Source organism: Bradyrhizobium genosp. SA-4 str. CB756 (assembly GCF_000473125.1).
Classification (GTDB): domain Bacteria; phylum Pseudomonadota; class Alphaproteobacteria; order Rhizobiales; family Xanthobacteraceae; genus Bradyrhizobium; species Bradyrhizobium arachidis.
The window spans coordinates 3033361-3052562 of sequence record NZ_KI421499.1; the positions used below are offsets into that span (position 1 = coordinate 3033361).

A 19202-nucleotide genomic window follows, 5' to 3' on the forward strand; every position below is an offset into this window, starting at 1 on the left:
ATCAACCCTTTGTCGCACCGGCGGTCAGGCCGGCAATGTAGTAGTCCATCAGGAAGGCGTAGATGATCAGCGGCGGCGCGGCGCCCAGCAGCGCACCGGTCATGATCTGTCCCCAGTTGAACACGTCGCCCTTGATCAGCGTCGTGGTGATGCCGACCGGCAGCACGAGCTGATCCACTGAGGTCGTGAACACCAGCGGATAGAGGAACTGCGCCCAGGACACCGTGAAGGCGAAGATGGTCGCCGCGATCAGCCCGGGCAGCGCGACCGGGATGAAGATCCGCGTCAGGGTCTGAAGCCAGGAGGCGCCGTCGATGAGGGCGGCCTCATCGAGCTCCTTCGGGATCGAGGCGAAATAGCCGATCATGATCCAGGTGCAGAACGGCACCGTCAGGGTCGGATAGATGAACAGCAGCACGTACCATCGGTTGAGCAGCGTGATGCCGGTCAGGTCCTGGATCACCCCGAGCATCTTGAACAGCGGAATGAACAGAAGGCTGTCCGGGATCAGGTAGGTGAGGAAGACGCCGGTGGCCAGAGTCGCCGAGCCCCAGAACTTCATCCGCGCCAACGCGAAGGCCGCGGGGATGCTGATCAGCATCGTGATGATCACGACCGTGATCGAGATGATCGACGAGTTCCAGAAGAACCGCAAAAACTGGTTCGAGGTCAGGAGCTCGACATAGTTCGACAGCGTCGGGTGGAACACCCACCACGGGTTGGTTGCCGCCGATATTTCCGCGCTGCTCTTGAGCGAAGTGATCAGCATGTAGATCGGCGGCGTCAGGAAGAAGATCGCGAACAGCACCAGGAAGAAATAGGACCAGCGCAGCGCCCAGGCGCGGTCGCGGCTCATGCTGCCATACTTGACCTTTCGGGAAGGCCCGGCCTTGTCGATTGTGAGCGTGCTCATCAGGCTTCGTTCCCCCGCTTGGTGACATCACGCAGGATGAAGACCGCTGCGACGGCGAGGATCGGCACCATGAACAACGACACGCAGGCGCCGAGCGGAATGTCGCTGCTCTGGATGCCGACCTGGAACGCCCAGGTGGCGAACAGATGCGTCGTATCGAGCGGGCCGCCGGAGGTCAGGATGCGCACGATGTCGAAATTGGCGAAGGTGACGATCAGCGAGAACAGGGTGGTGATGGCGATGATGTTGCGCATCATCGGCAGCGTGACGTACCAGATCCGCTGCCACCAATTGGCGCCGTCGATCGCCGCCGCTTCGTAGAGCTGGTCGGGCACGGATTTCAGCGCCGCCAGATACATGATCAGGAAGAACGGCGCGCCGTACCAGACGTTGACAAGGATGACCGAGAAGCGCGCCCAGAAAGTGTCGCCGAGCCATGGAATCGGCCCGACACCGAAGAATGAGAGCGTGTAGTTGAAGGCGCTGTAGGAGGGGTCGAACAGCCACAGCCAGGCGAGCGTGCTCATCGCCGGCGGGATCACCCAGGGCACCAGCAACATGCCGCGCCATTTGCGCTGCTTCTTGCCGGGAATGTTATGGACGAAATGCGCGACGATGAAGCCGATCAGCGCCTTGAAGATCACGGCGGTGATCGCAAAGATGCAGGACTGCTTCACCACCATCCAGAACGTCTCGCGCTTGAACAGGAAGGTGAAGTTGCTAAGGCCGACGAATTTCGTCATCGCCTTGTTCAGCGTCGCCAGATAGAGCGAATAGAAGGCGGGATAGAGCACGAGCAGCGCGATCAGGAGGATCAGCGGCAGCGTCAGGAAGAACGCGACCGTGGATTTTCGGCCCAGCGCGTTGCGCAGGCCCGATCCCTTGCGCGCGCCCGCCGCACGGGCGAGGCGACCTTGCTCAACGACGACATCGGCCATGGCAGAGTCCTTGGGTCAGCTTTTCGTAAACTGTCGAGCCACGAGGCCGGCCATACCGGTCGGCTCCACGGTCATGCGGATGAGGATGCCGAGGCGATACACGCGCGCGGCGTCAATCGCCTCGGCGGAGTCCCGGCCTAGCTCCGCATGAAGCCTTCGCACTCGCCTTCGGCCCAGGCGAGCGCCTGATCCAGCGTTTCGCCCCGCGCATATCGCAGCGCCATCTTGGTCAGCGTCGCCTGGAAGTAGATCTGCTGCGCGATCTTGGGCGGCGCGGGCGACGCTGCGATCGACAGCGTCTGATGCTTGTAGGGGTCCGGATAGTGGAAGAGCGTTCCCTTCGGCGGCCCTTCCTCCTCCCACGTCTTGAACTTGGTCATGTTGGCGTAGGCCGGCAGGTCATAGCCGCCGCTCACCGCGACGAACTTCTCGATCGACGTCGGTGAGGACAGGTGAACGAGCAGGCTCTTGGCCGCCTCCTTGTTTTTGCCGAAGCTCCAGACGCCCCAGAAATAGGGCAGGTACGGCGCAAACCGTCCCTTCGGACCGGACGGGAAGCCGTGCGTCCAGCACTGTTCGGCGACCTGCGGCGCGTCGCGCTTGGCGACGGCCCAGGCGCTCGGCGGATTGAGGATCATCGCGCCGCGGCCGGAAATCAGCCATTTGTTGTTCGAGGCGTCGTCCCAGGACGGCGCGTCGGGCGGCAGGAACGCGATGAGCTTCTTGTAGAACTCCATCGCCTGGCGAACCTGATCGGTCTTCACCGTGATGTCGCCCTTGGCATTGACGAGCTCGGCACCGAAGGACTGGAAGATCGCGCCGGCGGTGTCCACGCTGTCGGTGGTCTCGCCAAGACCGATGCCGAATGCAAAGCCTGCCTTGTGGCAAGCCTCGGCCGCCTTCAGGAAGGTCTCCATAGTCCAGTTCTCGACCTTGGGCGGGCCGCCGGCCGGATACATCTCCTGCACGTCGATGCCGGCATGCTTTTTCATCAGATCGATACGGGAGCAGGGGCCCTTGATCTGGCTGCCGGGTGTCGCGGGTGTCGCGAGCCACTTGCCGCCCGACTGTCCGAGATATTTGACGGTGCCGTTCACCTCGCCGTTCTGCTTGATGAGCGGCTCCATGATGTCGTTGAGCGGCTCGAGATTCTCGGCATAGGCCTGCGGCCACCAGCTCGGCATCTGAAGGATGTCGTGGCCGGACTTGGCTTGTGCCTCGGCGGCGGCGGTCAGCTCGATCTTCTTGTTGTTGCTGGTGATGTAGTCGATGGAGACTTCGACCTTCTCCTTCGCGGCCCATTCATTGACGAGATCGGTCGAGGCCTTGTTGGCGCCCGGCACCCAATGGTCCCAGAAGCCGATCGAGAGTTTGCCGGCGGCGTAGGCGCCCCGGACATAGGGCGCGGTGATCAGCGCCGCGGAGGACATTGCAGTGGCAGCCACAAATTGACGTCGCGTCAGTTTCTTGCGTGACATCTCGTTTCCTCGCTTGGGTGTTTTATTGTTCTGGTGTTTCCTCTGGCATTCCCGAGTTTTGTTTTTGATTTTCTTCTTGGCGTTTCTTCTTGGAATTCTCGTTGACCGTTTCTTGTTGCTGCCGCCAGCGTCGATGGCAAATCAGGCGGGAGGCGGCAAATTGGTAGCGCGATCAGATCATGATTGATCGCGTCTGTCGAGAAAACCGAATGGCGACCGTCTAGAACTAACGTTGTGCCTGAAGCCGCGACGGTATCGCGCGGCCAACGTCAACCGTGCGCGCTCCTTTTGCGACGCACACTTCGCACAAGCCCGCCCGGAACACGCCGTGCGCAATTACGCCGCAGTTTCGAATAAGCCTGCATAACCGCTTCGCGCGAAAGACTTTTCGGGCGTGGACAGCGATCGGCTGCGTCTGGACCTCGAAGCGGTGAAAACGATAGAGTTGCAACCGGCGGGTGGCTCCCACCCCGACAGGCCAATCAGATCGACGATGGAGACGAGAATGATCAACCCGGCGCCGCCCGCGCGGCTTCACTTGCGGCGATGGTTCGCGCTGGGGTCCGTGCTCGCGCTGCTGCTCGGCGCCGCCGCGGTGGCGAATGCTCAAGGCTTGGTCAAGGGTGTTCAGGACGGCGCGGCGGCCGGGAACAAGGCAGCGGGTCCCGTCGGTGGCGTGCTCGGCGGCGCGATCGGCGGCGTGGTCGGCGTCTTCACCGGCGTGCTCGGCGTCGGCAACAACGGCAATCAGGCGCCGGCCGCCAATAAGGATGCCAGCAAGGACGCCAAGCAGCAGGGCGCGGGCAAGGACAAGGATGCCAAGAACGCCAAGGCGGGCAAGGGCGCCAAGGCGACCAAGGAAGCCAGGAATGCGCCGCAGGACGGCAAGGACAACAAGGATGTCACGGTTCTCACGCAGACCGGGGCGCCGCAGCTGACCGCCGATCAGATCGTCGCCAACAGCGATTCCTATATCGAGCGGATCAAGACCGAGCTGAACCTCACGCCCGACCAGGAGAAGCACTGGTACGGCTTCTCCAGCGCCATGCACTACCTCGGGCATAATGGTGCGGAGCGGCTCAACCTGCGGGTTGCGCGGGCCAAGCGGGATCCGCCTGACGACATCATCGAGCAGATGCGCAACGAGGCCCAATTCCTGATCGACCGCGCCGCCGACCAGCGCAATGTCGCCGACGCCGCCGAGCCGCTCTATTCGAGCCTCGACGACAAGCAGAAGCAGGTCTTCATCCAGGAGATGGTGCGCCTCAGCCACGAGCGCGGACTGGATTGATCAAGTTGAATCGGATCGGGCGCGCCTGAATTAACGGCACCGCCACGAATTCGTGAATCCTCTCCGCAATTCGGTTATGATTAGCTTCGCAAGCTGACTGCGGGGTTGATATGGCGGACGGACTCTCCGTTTTCCTGGTCGAAGACGAGGCGTTGATCCGGATGATGATCGCCGACATGGTGGAGGAGCTCGGCCACCACGTCGTCGCGGAAGCGGACAATGTCCGCGACGCCAGCGCCTTTGCCATGACCGCGCAGTACGATCTGGCCATCCTCGACATCAACCTCATGGGCGTCTACGTCGATCCCGTCGCCGATCTGATCGAGCGCCGCGGAAAGCCGTTCCTGTTCGCCACCGGTTACGGGCCGGAGTTGCTGCCGTCCTTGCTCCGGCGCAGGCCGATCCTGCGCAAGCCGATTTCGATCGATCAGCTCAAGGCGATGATCGATTCGATGTTTCCGGAAGCAACGGCGAAGGCGCCGCACTGAGCGAAGACGCCGCGTTGGCGACGGCGAAGACGCCGCGCCGAGAGTGTCAACGAAAATGGCCGCCCGTTAGGGGCGGCCATTCCCGGCGCAATAATCTAATTCCAACAGTCTAATTCAATGTCACATCAGGCCGGCGCTGAGGTCGATGCCGCGCGCCATCAGGCCGAACGAGGCCACGAGGCCCATGCAGCAGAACAGCACGACGGTCTTGAAGGCAGAATCGGCAATACGCGTTTCGACAGCAGCCGGCATCGCGGCGAGCGAAATCATGCTCATGTTCATTCCCCCCTTTGTGTTGACCCTGAATTGCATCAGGTGAGGGAACTCTTAGAGCAAAAAGTTTGACGCGAGCTTTCGAGGGATCGTTAACGGAATCGCAATCTGATCGCGGATTCGCGCGCCGCCACGGGACCGCCGATTCTCAGCCGCGGCCGTTCTTCAGCACGGTGGCAATGGTGTGAGCCGTCATGGCGGCCCGGTCCGAGGCACGCTGCGCCGCCAGCCGGTCGCGGGCCTTTTCCTCGATCAGGAGCTCGATCAGGGCGAGCCGCTTGTCCTCGTCGTCCGCCTCGGTCAGCAGGCGGTGATAGCGGTGATAGTCGAAGCCTAGGTCCTGCTTGCGCATGTCACGCCCCCGCAACTACGCTACACACTGCGCGAATTGTTTCTCATCGGAAACGAAGGGGCAAGCACGATCCTGCGTGGAACCGTGTGTGGACTGCAATCAGCTGTGAATTACCGGAGCCGAACGCGCGTATCTCAATCCGGATTGTGATCGGCGAACATCTTGAGGCCCAGGAAGCTTGCATCGGGCTTGGTGACCAGCCGCGTCGGGATGTTGCGCAAGTAATCCTGGAAGCGGCCCTTGGCCTCGAAGCGCGCCCGGAAGGCGGAGGCTGCGAGGAACTCCGGAAAGCGCGGTGCGATTCCGCCGGCGATATAGACGCCGCCGCGGGCGCCGAAGGTCACCGCGAGATTGCCCGCGACCGAGCCGAGAATGGCGCAGAACATTTCCAAGGTCGCGCGGCTGACGGGACAGCTGCCCTCGAGCGCCGCCTTGGTGATGGCTGCGGCATCGCGATGCCGCACCTGGGCGCCGTCGACCTCGGCCAGCGCCTGGTAGAGGCTTTGCAGGCCGGAGCCGGACAGCGCGCCGCGCTCGATGGAGACGTGGCCGAGGCGTCGGCGCAGGCACGCGATCACGCGCTCCTCGCGCTCGTTCTCAGCCGGCAGGGTGGCGTGTCCGGCCTCGGTCACGACGGCCAGCCGTGCGCCATGGCGCTCGACCAGGCAGGATACGCCGAAGCCGGTTCCAGGCCCGACCACCAGCAACGGCTCTCCGGGCAGGCCGTCCTGTCCGCCGAGCGGGATCAGGTCGGCCGGCTCCAGGGCGGGCAGGGACCAGGCCACCACCTCGAAATCATTGAGCACGTGCACAGTGTCAAAGCCGAGGGCGGGCTGGAGCTCGTTGCCGTCGATGACCCAGGGGCTGTTGGTCATGACGCAGCGATTGTTGGTGACGGGACCCGCCACGGCCAGCACGGCGCGCTGGGGCGGTGCGCCGCCGGTCCTGCGCGCGAGAACATCGACAATGGCTTCCCGGACGGTCGGGAAATCGGCGACCTTCACATAGTCGATCGGTCCGGCCTCCTGGCTTCCGCCATCCTGGCTCAGCGCGAAGCGCGCATTGGTACCGCCGATATCGGCGAGAAGAATCTGTCCTGTCCTGCCGATCGTCATGACCATATGGCTTCCGCAGCTTGGTGGCTGCGGGAAACCTTTTCCTCCGCTCTATCGACGCAAATCCGCCTGCTGCGGATATCAGAGAATCCGCCCTTGGGTGCGGCTAGTCAACACGGACGCGGGCAAACCGTTTCATTTCGGGCACGATCCGCGACCAATTTGAACAGATCGCGCAACGCTTCGTTGGTTGCGAAGCCGTGCGGGAAGATCGACATTGGCAAAGAGCGTTCGGCGCCCGTCGCGCCGGGCGGATGGAACGGGACCCTGCGATGAAGATTTCAGACCGCGACGTGCTGCTGGTGATCGACGTGCAGAACGATTTCTGCACCGGCGGGGCGCTCGCCGTTCCCGGCGGCGAGAAGGTTGTCCCGGCCGTCAACCGGATTGCCCAAAAGTTCGCCAATGTGGTGCTGACCCAGGACTGGCATCCGGCCGACCATGTCTCCTTCGCGCCGAACCATGCGGGCAAGCAGCCGTTCCAGACCGTCGAGCTCGACTACGGGACGCAGGTGCTCTGGCCGACGCATTGCGTGCAGGGCACGGCCGGCGCCGCATTTCATCGCGACCTCGAGGTCACCTGCGCGAGCCTCGTCGTGCGCAAGGGCTTTCGCCGCGGCATCGATTCCTATTCGGCACTGTTCGAGAACGACCATCGCACGCCGACCGGCCTGCTCGGCTATTTGCGCGAACGCGAACTGAAGACCGTGTTCGTCGCAGGTCTCGCGCTCGACTTCTGTGTACGCTTCTCAGCGGAGGACGCCCGCAAGGCCGGCTTCGAGGTCGCCGTGGTCGAGGACGCCTGCCGCGGCATCGATCTCGGCGGCTCGGTGGCCGCAACGCATCAGAGTTTTCGCGACCTCGGCATTTCGGTCGTCAACCTCGAGGCGTTCCTGTGAGGATCGTGAGATAGCCATGGTGGAGACGACAGGCAAACAGAAGGGCGGGCCGCGACCGGTCCCGGACGAGGCGCTGCTGTGGCCGCTCGCGGCGGCACGGCTCGCGATGGACGCCTGCTTCTGGTGGGTGGAGCGGCCTTCGCCGGAGCAGAACGACAGCAGCCTGCCGTGGACGACACCCAACTCCGTCGCGCTGGAGCTTACGACCATGCGCCTGCGCGATTGCTCGCGAACGCGCTCCGGCCAGCCGGCTCTGGTCTGCGCGCCATACGCGCTGCATCGCGCCCTGATCGCCGACTTCGCGGCCGGCCATAGCGTGGCGCAGTCCCTGCAAAGCGGCGGCATCGACCGCGTCTATCTCACCGACTGGCGCTCGGCCTCGCCCGAGATGCGCTATCTCTCGATCGACAGCTATCTGTCCGATCTCAACGTCGCCATCGACGAGATCGGCGTGCCGGTCGATCTGATCGGCCTGTGCCAGGGCGGCTGGCTGTCGCTGCTGTATGCGGCGCGCTTTCCGGCCAAGGTGCGGCGGCTGGTGCTGGCAGGCGCGCCGGTCGATCTTGCGATCGAGTCCGAGCTCTCCCAGCTCGTTCGCAGCACGCCTGTGGCGGTCTACGATCAACTCGTCGCGCGCGGCGGCGGCAATGTCAGCGGTGAAGAGATGCTGCGTTTCTGGTCCAAGGCGCCGACCCGCGAGGATATCGCGGCCGCGTTGCAGAGGGACCTCACCGACGAGGAGGGCGCCGCGCTGCTCGCGCGCTTCGACCACTGGAATAGCGAGACGCTCAACCTGCCCGGCGGGTATTATCTCGAGGTCGTCAACTGGATATTCCGCGAAAACCGGATTGCCGCAGGCAGTTTCACCGCTCTCGGCCGTGCGGTCGATCTGAAAAATGTCAGGGCGCCGCTCTTCCTGCTGGCCGGGCTCGACGACGATGTGGTGCCGGCATCACAGGCGCTCGCCACCGCCAACCTCGTCGGCACGCCGCCAGCCTTCATCGCGGCGGCCTCCGAGCCCAGCACTCATCTGGGCCTGTTCATGGGTGAGCGGACCCACGCCCATGCCTGGCCGCGGATCGCCGAGTGGCTGCTTGACGACCTCTCGGGCGTGCTGGCCCGCAGCGCCTGACCGCGGCAGGTGCCGGGCAGGCCGCCCTCGCAAATCCGTTATGCATGATGGCGGATGGCCTGCACGGGGCGGGGTCGATGGGTTACATAGAGATTAAGGAGCCGTCGGCACCGGCCGCGATGAGATTTAAGGGTACGCGATGACTTTCCATTCGATCTACGCCCACGGATTTGCGCGCGTGGCGGCCTGCGTCACCACGTCCCATGTCGCCGATCCCTCGGCCAACGCGAAGGCCGTGCTGGAGGCGGCAAATGCCTGCCACGAGCAGTCGGTGGCCGTCGCCGTGTTTCCCGAGCTGTGCCTGTCCGGCTACGCGATCGAGGATTTGGTCAAGCAGGATCCGCTGCTCGATGCGGTCGAGCACGGGCTCGCCGCGATCGTCGAGGCCTCCTCGGCGCTGATGACTGTCCTGATCGTCGGCGCACCGCTGCGGTTCGGCAATCGCATCTACAATTGCGCCGTGGTCATTCACCGCGGCAACGTCCTTGGCGTCGTGCCGAAGAGCTATTTGCCGACCTATCGCGAATTCTACGAGGGACGGCATTTCGCCTCCGGTACCGGCATCGCCGGCGAGACGATCGCCTTCGGCGGGCTGCATGCCCCGTTCGGTACCGACCTGTTGTTTGCGGCCGAGGACGTGCCGGGCCTGACCATTGGCGTCGAGATCTGCGAGGATATGTGGATCCCGGTGACGCCGGCCTCGGAGCTCGCGCTCGCCGGCGCAAGCGTGCTGATCAATCTGTCGGGCAGCCCGATCACGATCGGCCGGGCGCGCTCGCGCGCGCTGCTGTGCCAGTCGACCTCGGCGCGCTGCCTCGCGGCCTACGTCTATGCGGCGGCCGGAGCAGGGGAATCCACCACGGATCTGGCCTGGGACGGCCAGACCTCGATCTACGAGAACGGCGTGCTGCTGGCCGAGGGGGAGCGGTTCCGCCAGGGCGGGCAGATCACCACGGCGGACGTCGATCTCGACCTGCTCAGGCAGGAACGCGCGCTGATGGGCACGTTCGACGACAACCGCCGCCAGCGCGAAGGTTTTTATCGCAGGATCACCTTCGCCCTGAAGCCGCCGGCGGCCGACATCGGCTTCCGGCGCAGCATCGAGCGCTTTCCGTTCGTGCCGAGCGATGAGAGCCTGCTCGAGCAGGATTGCTACGAGGCCTACAACATCCAGGTCGCCGGCCTCGTGCAGCGCATGCGCGCGACCGGCACCAAGCGCGTCGTGATCGGCGTGTCTGGCGGCCTCGATTCCACCCATGCCCTGATCGTCGCCGCCAAGGCCGTCGATCTGCTCGGCCTGCCGCGTGAGAACATCCTCGCCTACACCATGCCGGGCTTTGCCACCGGCAGCGAGAGCAAGACCAATGCGCTGGCGCTGATGAAGGCGTTGCAGACGAGCTGGCAGGAGCTCGACATCCGCACCACGGCGACGCAGATGCTGAAGGACATCGGCCATCCCTTCGGCAAGGGCGAGAAGGTCTACGACATCACCTTCGAGAACGTGCAGGCGGGCCTGCGCACCGACTATCTGTTCCGGCTTGCCAATCATCACGGCGGCATCGTCATCGGAACCGGCGATCTCTCCGAGCTCGCGCTCGGCTGGTGCACCTATGGCGTCGGCGACCAGATGGCGCATTATAATGTCAACGCCGGGGTGCCGAAGACGCTGATCCAGCATCTGATCCGCTGGGTGATCGCCTCCAAGCAGTTCTCCGGCGACGTCAACAAGACGCTGGCCTCGATCCTGTCGGCGGAGATCTCGCCGGAGCTGGTTCCGGTCAAGCCGGGCGAGACGCCGCAGAGCACGGAAGCGTCCGTCGGCCCCTACGAGCTGCAGGACTTCAACCTGTTCTACACGCTGCGGTTCGGCATGCGGCCGTCCAAGATCGCCTTCATGGCGCAGCACGCCTGGAAGGATGTCGCCAAGGGCGAATGGCCGCCAGCTTTCCCGACCGACAAGCGCAGGGCCTACGATCTTGCCGAGATCCGGCGCTGGCTGGAGGTGTTTCTGCGCCGCTTCTTCGCCTTCAGCCAGTTCAAGCGCTCGGCGATGCCGAATGGACCGAAGGTCTCGGCCGGCGGCTCACTGTCGCCGCGCGGCGACTGGCGCGCGCCGTCGGATTCGAGTGCGACGGCATGGCTCGAGGATCTCGAGCGGAACGTGCCGAAATGATCTGATCGGGCAAAACTGATCGGGAAGGATGCCCAAAACGATTTCGCGCCGTGCGGCTGATCAAGCCGGCGGCGCGAAATTGCATTCGATGCTGAAAGTGCCGAGGTCCGGAGTGCCTAGGAGTCCGGACCTCGTTCACCTTGCCCCAGCCTTCAATCCCCCGCCCCATGTGGTCCCCCAACCCCATGTAGCGCGATCAGAGGGTGATGCCCTTGGAACTGGCCGCCGATCGATGTCCCGCGATGTACGCGACATCGAAATAGGATTCCATTCCGGATCACTACGGACACGATTCAACTTGCTTCTGCGGCAAGTTGCACGGGCCTGCATCGACGCCAGCGCCGCTGCACAACATCGAGGCTGGCGATGCGCGGGATGTCCACATCTGCTCGACGCTGCGGAATCTCGGTTTCACGGGGCTGTCATTGAACTGGTCTAGCGCTGCTCCCGTCGTCGCTGACGGTCAAGGGAGCAACCCATGTCGAAGCCAGTGCTGGGCGCCGCGCTGTCCATCAAATCGATCCCCGCCCATCGCGACTGGCTCCTGGAACGTCAGCGCGATCTCGAAATCCAGGATTTCTTCCGCGCCGACCTGCTCGACAGCGATTGGCGCAGCACCGCGGCCGAGATCAAGCAGATGCTGTCGGGCCATACCGGCCGGCTCGGCATTCATGGGCCGTTCTGGGGTTTCAAGATCGACAGCCACGATCCGATGATCCGCCAGGCCGTCACCAAGCGCCTGCTTCAGGGCCTCGACGCCGCCGAGTTCCTCGGCGCGACGCAGATGGTGATCCATTCGCCGTTCACGACCTGGGATCACAACAATCTCGATCTCTATCCCGACAGCCGCAGCAACCTCGTCGAACGCGTCAAGGCGACGCTCGCCGAGGTGATCGCGCGCGCCGAGACGACCGGCTGCGAGATCGTGATCGAGAACATCGAGGACAAGGATCCGCGCGACCGCGTGCGCCTCGCCAAGGCGCTCGAAAGCAGCAAGATCCGCGTCTCGCTCGACACCGGCCACGCCAATTATGCCCACATCTCCACCGGCGCGCCGCCGGTCGACTATTACGTCGAGACCGCCGGTGACATGTTGACGCACGTCCATCTCCAGGACACCGACGGCTTTGCCGACCGGCACTGGGCGCCGGGCGAGGGCAACATCCCCTGGGTCGCCGTGTTCCGCGCGCTTGGCCGGCTGACGTCCAATCCGCGGCTGATCCTCGAGCTGCGCAACCACGACCACGTTCGCGCCGGCGCCGCGCATCTCGCCGCGCTCGGTCTCGCGGAATAGCCGATCCAACGAAGGGCAGGGGTTATCGTCATGACAAAGTTTTCCCGTCGCACCATCCTGAAATCCGGCGGCGCGGCCGCCGGCACGCTGCTGCTGCCGCGCTTTGCGATCGCGCAGGGCGACAACCGTCCCTCGGTCACGATCGCCGTGCAGAAGGTGACGAACGCCAACGTGCTCGACGTGCTGCGCGAGCAGTCCAATGTCGGCGAGCGCGTGTTCTTCTCCTCGATCTGGGAAGGCCTGATCTCGAAGAACTGGCGCGGCAACCTCGAGGCCGTGCCGGGCCTCGCCACCGAATGGCGCCGCATCGACGATCAGACCGTCGAGCTGAAGCTGCGCCAGGGCGTCAAGTTCCATAACGGCGACGAGCTGACCGCCGAAGACGTCGTCTTCACCTTCAGCCGCGAACGCATGTTCGGCGAGACCGAGGCCAAGAGCCGCACCACCATCCAGGCCTTCGAGAAGATCCCGACGCCGCGCCCGGGCAAGGAATTGCCGCCGGACGTGCCAGCCGTCGCCCGCCGCATCTGGCCGGACCTCGTGCGCGTCGATGCCGTCGATAAGTACACCGTGCGCTTCTACAACGCGACGCCCGACGTCACGATCGAGGGCCGGCTGCAGCGCTACGGCTCAGACATCATGAACCGCCGCGCCTGGGAGGAATCCGCAAGCTATCTCGACTGGGCGCGAAAGCCGATCACGACTGGTCCGTACAAGGTGGTCGAGCTCAGGCCCGACGTCTCGCTGACGCTGGAAGCCCACGACGAATATTGGGGCGGCCGGCCGCCGCTCAAGCGCATTCGCTTCCTCGAAGTGCCTGAGGTCGCGAGCCGCATCAACGGCCTGCTCTCGGGCGAATACCAGTTCGCCTGCGACATCCCGCCGGACCAGATCGCCGGCATCGAGAAGAATGCTGCGTTCGAAGTGCAGGGCGGCACCATTCTCAATCACCGCCTGACTGTGTTCGACAAGAACCACGCCGTGCTCGCCAACCCGCTCGTGCGCCGCGCCTTCACCCACGCGATCGACCGCCAGGCGATCGTCGACAGCCTGTGGGCCGGCCGCACGCGCGTGCCGAAAGGTTTGCAGTGGGAATTCTACGGCGACATGTTCAACGCCGACTGGAGCGTGCCAGCCTACGATCCCAAGCTCGCGCAGGATCTGCTCAAGCAGGCCAATTACAAGGGCGACCCAATCCCGTATCGCCTGCTCAACAATTACTACACCAACCAGGTCGCGACCGCGCAGATCCTGGTCGAGATGTGGAAGTCGGTCGGCCTCAACGTCCAGATCGAGACCAAGGAGAACTGGTCGCAGATCATGGAGCGCGCGCCGACCCGCGCCGTGCGCGACTGGTCGAACTCGGCCGCCTTCAACGATCCGGTCTCCTCGCTGGTCGCCCAGCACGGACCGAACGGCCAGCAGCAGCAGATCGGCGAATGGACCAATGTCGAGCTGAACAAGCTCTCGGAGTTCCTGGAGACCTCGACCGATCGTGAGGCGCGCAAGAAGGCGTTCCGCCGCATGCTGGAGATGGCCGAGCGCGAGGATCCCGCCTACACGGTGCTGCACCAGAACGCGACCTTCACGGCCAAGCCGAAGTCGATCAAGTGGAAGGCGGCGCCGGCATTCGCGATGGATTTCCGCGCCGGCAATTTCGAGGCGTAAGCGGTGTCGCCGCTGGTCAGCATCCGCGACCTCGGCGTCGCCTTCAACGGTGTCGCGGTGTTGCGCGGCGTCGATCTCACCCTGCAGAAGGGCGAGGCCCTCGGTCTCGTCGGCGAGTCCGGTTCGGGCAAGTCGGTGACATGGCTTGCCGCGCTCGGCCTGTTGCCGCGGCACGCGAAGGTCTCGGGCTCGGTGCGGCTCGACGGGCGCGAGATCCTCGGCGCGCCGGCCTCCGAGCTCGATCAGGTCAGGGGCGGGCGGGTTGCCATGATCTTCCAGGATCCGGCAAGCGCGCTCAATCCGGTGCTGACCATCCGCAAGCAGCTCTGCGAGGCGCTGGCGCTGCATCGCGATCTCTCGGGTGATGCCGTAAGAGCGGAAGCGCTGCGGCTGCTTAATCTGGTCGGCATCCCCGATGCGGCGCGGCGTCTGTCCGCCTATCCGCACGAATTCTCCGGCGGCCAGGTCCAGCGTATCATGATCGCGATGGCGCTCGCCGGAAATCCCGACCTCTTGATTGCGGACGAACCGACCACGGCGCTGGATGCCACCATCCAGGCGCAGATTCTGGAACTGCTCTCCACCATCCGTCGCGAGATGGGCATGGCGATGGTGCTGATCAGCCACGACCTCGGCGTCGTCGCGGAAAACTGCGACCGCGTCGCGGTGATGTATGCCGGCCGTATCGTCGAGCACGCACCGAGCAACCAGCTCTTTGCCGATCCCGTGCACCCCTATGCGCAGGGCTTGATCGGCGCGCTGCCGCCGCTCGACGGGCCGCGCCGCCGTCTCACCGCCATTCCCGGCACCGTGCCCGATCCCGCGCATATGCCTGACGGCTGTGCCTTCGCGCCGCGCTGTGCGCTGGCAGCCGAGGCGTGTGGTCTTGCGGCGCCGACCCTCGCGCCAATCGCAGAGGATCGCGCGGTTGCCTGCATCCGCGCCGAAGCCTCTCGCCGCGCGCTGCTCGGGATCGCCGCCGAATGAGCGCGCCGCTCGTCGAGGTATCCTCGATCTCGCGCAGCTATTCGATGCGCTCCGGCATGTTCGGCCGAGCGACCGCCGTGCATGCCGTCGACGGCGTGTCGCTGACGATCCCCAAGGGCGAGACGCTCGGCCTCGTCGGCGAGTCCGGCTCGGGCAAATCGACCACCGGCCGCATCGTGCTCGGCCTCGAGCCGCCTGATCGCGGCGAGGTGCGGTTCGGCGGCAAGCCGATGGCAGCGCCCGGTACGACTGCGTGGCGCGCGCAGCGGGCGCGTATGCAGATGATCTTCCAGGATCCGCTGGGCGCGCTGGACCGGCGCCTGGCCGTCGCCACGCAAATCCGCGAACCCCTGGACATCCACAGCCTCGGCACGCCGGCCGAGCGCGAGGAGCGCGTGCGCGAATTGCTGCGCGCCGTCGAGCTGACACCCGCGCACGGCGCGCGCTATCCGGGCGCGCTCTCCGGCGGGCAGCGCCAGCGCATCGTGCTGGCGCGGGCGCTGGCGACGAAGCCGGATTTCCTTGTCTGCGATGAGCCCGTCAGCGCGCTCGACGTCTCGATCCAGGCGCAGGTGGTCAATCTGCTGTGCGATCTCCAGGCGCAGCTTGGGCTCACGCTGCTGTTCATCAGCCACGATCTGCGCGTCGTCAGGCAGATCAGCAATGTCGTGGCCGTGATGTATCTCGGCCGCATTGTCGAGATCGGCAGCGCCGACGATCTCTTTGCGCGCCCCGCACACCCCTACACACAGGCACTGGTTTCGGCGTCGCCCGCACCGGGCCGCCGCAGCGCCGGCCGGATCGTGCTGTCGGGCGACCCACCGAACCCCGCTGCGCGGCCTCAAGGCTGCGCCTTTCATCCGCGCTGCCCGCGCGCCATTGCGCGCTGCGCGGGCGAGGTGCCGGCGCTGTCGGCTGTTGGCGGTGACCGGCAGGTCGCCTGCCATCTCGTCACAGGGCCGCAGGCCGAAACCCGGGACGCAGCGTGATGGGACGCTATTTCGCCATTCGCATTGGACGCGCCGCGCTCACGATCGTGCTCGTCGTCACCTTCGCCTTCGTCGTGCTGCGGCTGTCAGGCGATCCCGCGCTGATGATCTTGGGACCGGAGGCGCCGCCGGAAGTCCTTGCCGCCTTCCGCAAGGCCTGGGGCCTCGATGATCCCATCTGGTTCCAGTATCTCGATTACTTCGGCGCCATCGCCAAGGGCGAACTCGGCCGCTCCATGCGCGACGGACGGCCCGCAATCGAGCTCGTGCTGGAGCGCATCCCGGCCACGCTGGCGCTGACGTTGCCAGCCTTCGTGTTCAAGGTCGCGCTCGGCATTCCCGCCGGCATCTACGCCGCTTTGCATCGCGGCTCGGCGATCGATCGCACCGTGATGATCACGGCGGTGGCGGGTTTCACCGTGCCGAGCTTCGTGCTGGCGCTGCTGCTCGTTCTCGTCTTCGCCGTGCAGCTCGGCTGGCTACCCTCGGGCGGACAGGACAGCTGGCGGCACGCCATCTTGCCGATCACGACACTCAGCCTCGGCGGCGCCGCGGTGCTGGCGCGCTTCACCCGCAGCGCCATGCTGGAGGTGCTTGGCCAGCCCTATATCCGCACCGCCTCGGCCAAGGGCGTGCCGTGGCGCAAGGTGGTGACCTCGCACGCGCTGCCGAACGCAGCGATCCCGACCGTGACCATTCTGGGCTTCATGGTGGGCACGCTGATCGCGGGCGCGGTCGTGGTCGAGAGCGTGTTTGCCTGGCCGGGAGTAGGGCGCCTGCTCGTGGTTGCCGTCGCCAACCGCGACCTCGCCGTCGTGCAATGCATCCTGCTGCTGGTCGCGATGACCATGGTGACGTCCAACCTGATCGTCGCCTTCCTCTACGGTTTCCTCGATCCGCGGCTGCGCGCCAAAGGGGCGCACGCATGACCGACGCCACGCTGAAGGACACGGCCGTCCGCCGCCGCATCAGCCTGCCGGCGATCCCGGTCTCGGTCGCGCTCGCGATCACCTGGATCGTCGCCATGCTGGTGATCGCGGCCTTCGCCGAGAAGATCGCGCCCTATGGCTACACCCAGCTCGACCTCCGCAACCGGCTCTCGGCCCCCGGCAATATCGCGCATTGGCTCGGCACCGACGAGCTCGGCCGCGACGTGCTGTCGCGTCTTCTGGTCTCGATCCGCATCTCGCTGCTGATCGCGTTCGGCGCGACCGCGATCTCGGCGATCGTCGGGACCACGCTCGGTTTCCTCGCCGCGCATTTCCGGGGGGCCGTCGAGCAGCTCGTGCTGATGCTGACAGACTTCCAGGCCAGCATGCCGTTCCTGATCATGGCGCTCGCCGTACTCGCCTTCTTCGGCAATTCGCTGCCGCTGCTGATCGGCCTGATGGGCCTGTTCGGCTGGGAGCGCTACGCCCGCATCGCCCGCGGCCTTGCCATCTCGGCCAATGCGCAGGGCTACGCGGCCGCGATCCGCCAGCTCGGGGCCACGCCGTCGCGGATTTACCTCCGGCACATCCTGCCGAACATCGCCTCCACCCTGATCGTCTCGACCACGCTGGTCTTCCCCGAGGTGATCCTGATGGAGTCGGGCCTGTCCTTCCTCGGCCTCGGCGTGCAGCCGCCGATGACCAGCCTCGGCAACATGGTCGGCTATGGCCGCGAGTACCTCACCCGGGCGCCCTGGATCATGCTGGCGCCGGCGACCACCATCGTGGTCACGACGCTGGCCGTCTCCGTGATCGGCGACTGGCTGCGCGACCGGCTCGATCCGACCCTGCAATAGGGCGACCGGCCTGCGGCGTGTGCCGATTTGCCTAGCCTTGGACTTCCGGCGTCCTGCCGCGGCCGAGCGCGAATTGACCGACCGGGCCCTCGATATGCAATTCCAACTCCGTCATTTTCGCGAACAGATCGATGTTGGTGCTGCCGATGGCGCAACCGCCGAGGCCCATATCGGTCGCCGCCAGGTAAAGCGTCTGAATCAGGCTGCCGACATCCTTCAGGATCAACGAATATGCGATTGAGCTGTATTTCCAGGAGACCCGCCCAAAACGCGCCGCGATCGTGATGAGGATTTGCGGCTGAGCGGGCGCGTCCATGGCGAACTGGGCAGCCGCCAGTTGCGCCTGGAGTTGTTGGGGGGAAGCGCTGATCGCGACCAGCGCGTGGCTCCCTGCATCGTAGTGGTAGAGTCCGGGCGCAAGCCCGTCGCAGTTCGCGACGGTAAGGTACAATTCCAGCTCGTACGCGCTCCCCGCCGACGGATAAGGCCTCGTGCTGTAAGGGACCTCGGGACCGCCCTCGAAATACGGCCCGCTCTTCCATTCGGACACGACGCGCGCGGTGGTGTCGAGAAACTGCGCGAGTTCGCCGAGCGTGACCGGATTCTTGTCGTCGAAATCCCGCGTTGAATGGCGTTCGCGCAACAGCTTCGGGAAGCGGGAGTTCGGCTCCGGCCAGGAGAATTTGCGCAGGTCAATCTTGCTGCCGGCCCAGGGTGGCCGCACCGCCGGCGACGGCGGAACGACGTTCGCATAGGTGAAGGCGGCGCCGACCGGATTGGCTTGCCGACCCTCCGTGCTCCGCGTGTGAAACACCAGATCGTGGAAATCCCAGAGTACGAGGTTGCCGTCGCCTTCGTTCACGCGCAGGCCTTCTCCGTCTTTCGCACCGAGCTTGAGCAGGATCTCGCTGTCGAGCAACAGTTCGAGCAGGGGGACGGTGGAGGAGGCAATCTTCTGGTTGAGCTCGCCGATCTTCCGAGGCTGCGACAGCGCAGCGAAGGTCGCGGCGATGGCGGGATCGCCAATCCGGAACAGCGCGCCGGCGCGTGGCGATTCCAGCACCATCTCATTGCCGCGCCGGCGCAGATAGGCAAAGCGCGACAACACAACGGTATCACGGCTGCCCAGCTTCGCGCGCCGCGGCCAGTAGTCGGGGACTTGAGGCTCGATGACCACGAAGTCCTGCGTGTTATGCGAAGAGGAGAGGCGGTATTCCAGAAGCCCCTGCCGCGCCAGGCGATGCACCAGGGCGTCGATTTCCCTGGCGACGACACTCTTGCCTGCAAACGAAGCGAGCGGAAGACCGGTACTTAGATGTCGGGCGCGGTCCATCGCGGCCGCGCTGAATTGTCCGAGGTTGACGGAATAGTCGCCCAGAAAGGCGGCGATGTTTCCGTCCGGCTGCATCTGGAGGGAGAAGCGATG

At 65.1% G+C, this 19202-nt stretch carries 18 protein-coding genes; 11 read left to right on the forward strand and 7 right to left on the reverse strand.

What is annotated here, in order from left to right:
• Window position 1 precedes the first annotated feature (1 nt).
• The 3 genes from BRAGE_RS0114945 to BRAGE_RS0114960 all read right to left on the reverse strand — a co-directional run bounded on the left by BRAGE_RS0114945 (window position 2) and on the right by BRAGE_RS0114960 (window position 3329).
• On the reverse strand, window positions 2–913 hold the full coding sequence (locus BRAGE_RS0114945) for a carbohydrate ABC transporter permease (protein ID WP_027559190.1): 912 nt from the start codon (window positions 911–913) through the stop codon (window positions 2–4).
• Window positions 913–1851 (reverse strand): carbohydrate ABC transporter permease, encoded by a 939-nt coding sequence (locus tag BRAGE_RS0114950; protein ID WP_027559189.1) that lies wholly within the window; start codon window positions 1849–1851, stop codon window positions 913–915. Before BRAGE_RS0114950 ends, BRAGE_RS0114945 begins: the two co-directional genes overlap by 1 nt.
• 137 nt (window positions 1852–1988) lie before the next feature.
• On the reverse strand, window positions 1989–3329 hold the full coding sequence (locus BRAGE_RS0114960; protein WP_027559188.1) for an ABC transporter substrate-binding protein: 1341 nt from the start codon (window positions 3327–3329) through the stop codon (window positions 1989–1991).
• A gap of 505 nt (window positions 3330–3834) precedes the next feature.
• Between BRAGE_RS0114960 and BRAGE_RS0114965 the strand changes: the two genes are divergently transcribed.
• Complete coding sequence (locus BRAGE_RS0114965; protein ID WP_027559187.1) at window positions 3835–4620, forward strand: Spy/CpxP family protein refolding chaperone; 786 nt, start codon at window positions 3835–3837, stop codon at window positions 4618–4620.
• Between the two features lie 110 nt (window positions 4621–4730).
• A complete protein-coding gene (locus BRAGE_RS0114970; RefSeq protein ID WP_027559186.1) occupies window positions 4731–5108 on the forward strand; it encodes a response regulator in 378 nt (125 codons plus the stop codon).
• A gap of 120 nt (window positions 5109–5228) precedes the next feature.
• On the opposite strand, the gene BRAGE_RS55845 is transcribed toward BRAGE_RS0114970, so the two are convergent.
• The 3 genes from BRAGE_RS55845 to glk all read right to left on the reverse strand — a co-directional run bounded on the left by BRAGE_RS55845 (window position 5229) and on the right by glk (window position 6848).
• The gene (locus tag BRAGE_RS55845) at window positions 5229–5384 is read right to left on the reverse strand and encodes a hypothetical protein (protein WP_167336502.1); all 156 of its coding nucleotides are present in this window, start codon (window positions 5382–5384) and stop codon (window positions 5229–5231) included.
• Window positions 5385–5529: 145 nt separating this feature from the next.
• A complete protein-coding gene (locus tag BRAGE_RS0114980) occupies window positions 5530–5733 on the reverse strand; it encodes a hypothetical protein (RefSeq protein ID WP_027559185.1) in 204 nt (67 codons plus the stop codon).
• 134 nt (window positions 5734–5867) lie between these two features.
• Window positions 5868–6848, reverse strand: coding sequence for a glucokinase (glk, locus tag BRAGE_RS0114985; RefSeq protein WP_027559184.1), 981 nt, complete (start codon window positions 6846–6848; stop codon window positions 5868–5870).
• 254 nt (window positions 6849–7102) lie between these two features.
• On the opposite strand from glk, the gene pncA reads away from it, so the two are divergent.
• From pncA to BRAGE_RS0115030, 9 genes are all read left to right on the forward strand, one after another.
• Window positions 7103–7747, forward strand: a complete 645-nt coding sequence (gene pncA / locus BRAGE_RS0114990; RefSeq protein ID WP_027559183.1) for a bifunctional nicotinamidase/pyrazinamidase — start codon at window positions 7103–7105, stop codon at window positions 7745–7747.
• A gap of 16 nt (window positions 7748–7763) precedes the next feature.
• Window positions 7764–8879 (forward strand): alpha/beta fold hydrolase, encoded by a 1116-nt coding sequence (locus tag BRAGE_RS0114995; RefSeq protein ID WP_027559182.1) that lies wholly within the window; start codon window positions 7764–7766, stop codon window positions 8877–8879.
• A 139-nt stretch (window positions 8880–9018) separates the two neighbouring features.
• Window positions 9019–11052 (forward strand): NAD(+) synthase, encoded by a 2034-nt coding sequence (locus BRAGE_RS0115000; protein WP_027559181.1) that lies wholly within the window; start codon window positions 9019–9021, stop codon window positions 11050–11052.
• A gap of 478 nt (window positions 11053–11530) precedes the next feature.
• Entirely contained in the window at window positions 11531–12346 is an 816-nt protein-coding gene (locus tag BRAGE_RS0115005) for a sugar phosphate isomerase/epimerase family protein (RefSeq protein ID WP_027559180.1), read from the forward strand.
• Window positions 12347–12376: 30 nt separating this feature from the next.
• Entirely contained in the window at window positions 12377–14014 is a 1638-nt protein-coding gene (locus BRAGE_RS0115010) for an ABC transporter substrate-binding protein (protein ID WP_027559179.1), read from the forward strand.
• A gap of 3 nt (window positions 14015–14017) precedes the next feature.
• Entirely contained in the window at window positions 14018–15001 is a 984-nt protein-coding gene (locus tag BRAGE_RS0115015) for an ABC transporter ATP-binding protein (RefSeq protein WP_027559178.1), read from the forward strand.
• Complete coding sequence (locus BRAGE_RS0115020; RefSeq protein WP_027559177.1) at window positions 14998–15990, forward strand: ABC transporter ATP-binding protein; 993 nt, start codon at window positions 14998–15000, stop codon at window positions 15988–15990. Before BRAGE_RS0115015 ends, BRAGE_RS0115020 begins: the two co-directional genes overlap by 4 nt.
• Window positions 15990–16919, forward strand: coding sequence for an ABC transporter permease (locus BRAGE_RS0115025; RefSeq protein WP_027559176.1), 930 nt, complete (start codon window positions 15990–15992; stop codon window positions 16917–16919). The genes BRAGE_RS0115020 and BRAGE_RS0115025 overlap by 1 nt, the downstream gene beginning before the upstream one ends.
• Window positions 16916–17776 (forward strand): ABC transporter permease, encoded by an 861-nt coding sequence (locus tag BRAGE_RS0115030; RefSeq protein ID WP_027559175.1) that lies wholly within the window; start codon window positions 16916–16918, stop codon window positions 17774–17776. The genes BRAGE_RS0115025 and BRAGE_RS0115030 overlap by 4 nt, the downstream gene beginning before the upstream one ends.
• A 31-nt stretch (window positions 17777–17807) precedes the next feature.
• On the opposite strand, the gene BRAGE_RS0115035 is transcribed toward BRAGE_RS0115030, so the two are convergent.
• Window positions 17808–19184 (reverse strand): SagB/ThcOx family dehydrogenase, encoded by a 1377-nt coding sequence (locus BRAGE_RS0115035; protein ID WP_027559174.1) that lies wholly within the window; start codon window positions 19182–19184, stop codon window positions 17808–17810.
• Window positions 19185–19202: the final 18 nt, after the last annotated feature.

Coding starts and splice junctions, on each gene's coding strand:
- BRAGE_RS0114965 (WP_027559187.1), top strand. CDS start 3,835: ATGATCAACCCGGCGCCGCCCGCGCGGCTTCACTTGCGGCGATGGTTC.
- BRAGE_RS55845 (WP_167336502.1), bottom strand. CDS start 5,384: ATGAGCATGATTTCGCTCGCCGCGATGCCGGCTGCTGTCGAAACGCGT.
- BRAGE_RS0115005 (WP_027559180.1), top strand. CDS start 11,531: ATGTCGAAGCCAGTGCTGGGCGCCGCGCTGTCCATCAAATCGATCCCC.
- BRAGE_RS0115030 (WP_027559175.1), top strand. CDS start 16,916: ATGACCGACGCCACGCTGAAGGACACGGCCGTCCGCCGCCGCATCAGC.
- BRAGE_RS0114980 (WP_027559185.1), bottom strand. CDS start 5,733: ATGCGCAAGCAGGACCTAGGCTTCGACTATCACCGCTATCACCGCCTG.
- BRAGE_RS0114970 (WP_027559186.1), top strand. CDS start 4,731: ATGGCGGACGGACTCTCCGTTTTCCTGGTCGAAGACGAGGCGTTGATC.
- pncA (WP_027559183.1), top strand. CDS start 7,103: ATGGAACGGGACCCTGCGATGAAGATTTCAGACCGCGACGTGCTGCTG.
- BRAGE_RS0115020 (WP_027559177.1), top strand. CDS start 14,998: ATGAGCGCGCCGCTCGTCGAGGTATCCTCGATCTCGCGCAGCTATTCG.
- BRAGE_RS0115035 (WP_027559174.1), bottom strand. CDS start 19,184: ATGCAGCCGGACGGAAACATCGCCGCCTTTCTGGGCGACTATTCCGTC.
- BRAGE_RS0114960 (WP_027559188.1), bottom strand. CDS start 3,329: ATGTCACGCAAGAAACTGACGCGACGTCAATTTGTGGCTGCCACTGCA.
- BRAGE_RS0115000 (WP_027559181.1), top strand. CDS start 9,019: ATGACTTTCCATTCGATCTACGCCCACGGATTTGCGCGCGTGGCGGCC.
- BRAGE_RS0115010 (WP_027559179.1), top strand. CDS start 12,377: ATGACAAAGTTTTCCCGTCGCACCATCCTGAAATCCGGCGGCGCGGCC.
- glk (WP_027559184.1), bottom strand. CDS start 6,848: ATGACGATCGGCAGGACAGGACAGATTCTTCTCGCCGATATCGGCGGT.
- BRAGE_RS0114950 (WP_027559189.1), bottom strand. CDS start 1,851: ATGGCCGATGTCGTCGTTGAGCAAGGTCGCCTCGCCCGTGCGGCGGGC.
- BRAGE_RS0114945 (WP_027559190.1), bottom strand. CDS start 913: ATGAGCACGCTCACAATCGACAAGGCCGGGCCTTCCCGAAAGGTCAAG.
- BRAGE_RS0115025 (WP_027559176.1), top strand. CDS start 15,990: ATGGGACGCTATTTCGCCATTCGCATTGGACGCGCCGCGCTCACGATC.
- BRAGE_RS0114995 (WP_027559182.1), top strand. CDS start 7,764: ATGGTGGAGACGACAGGCAAACAGAAGGGCGGGCCGCGACCGGTCCCG.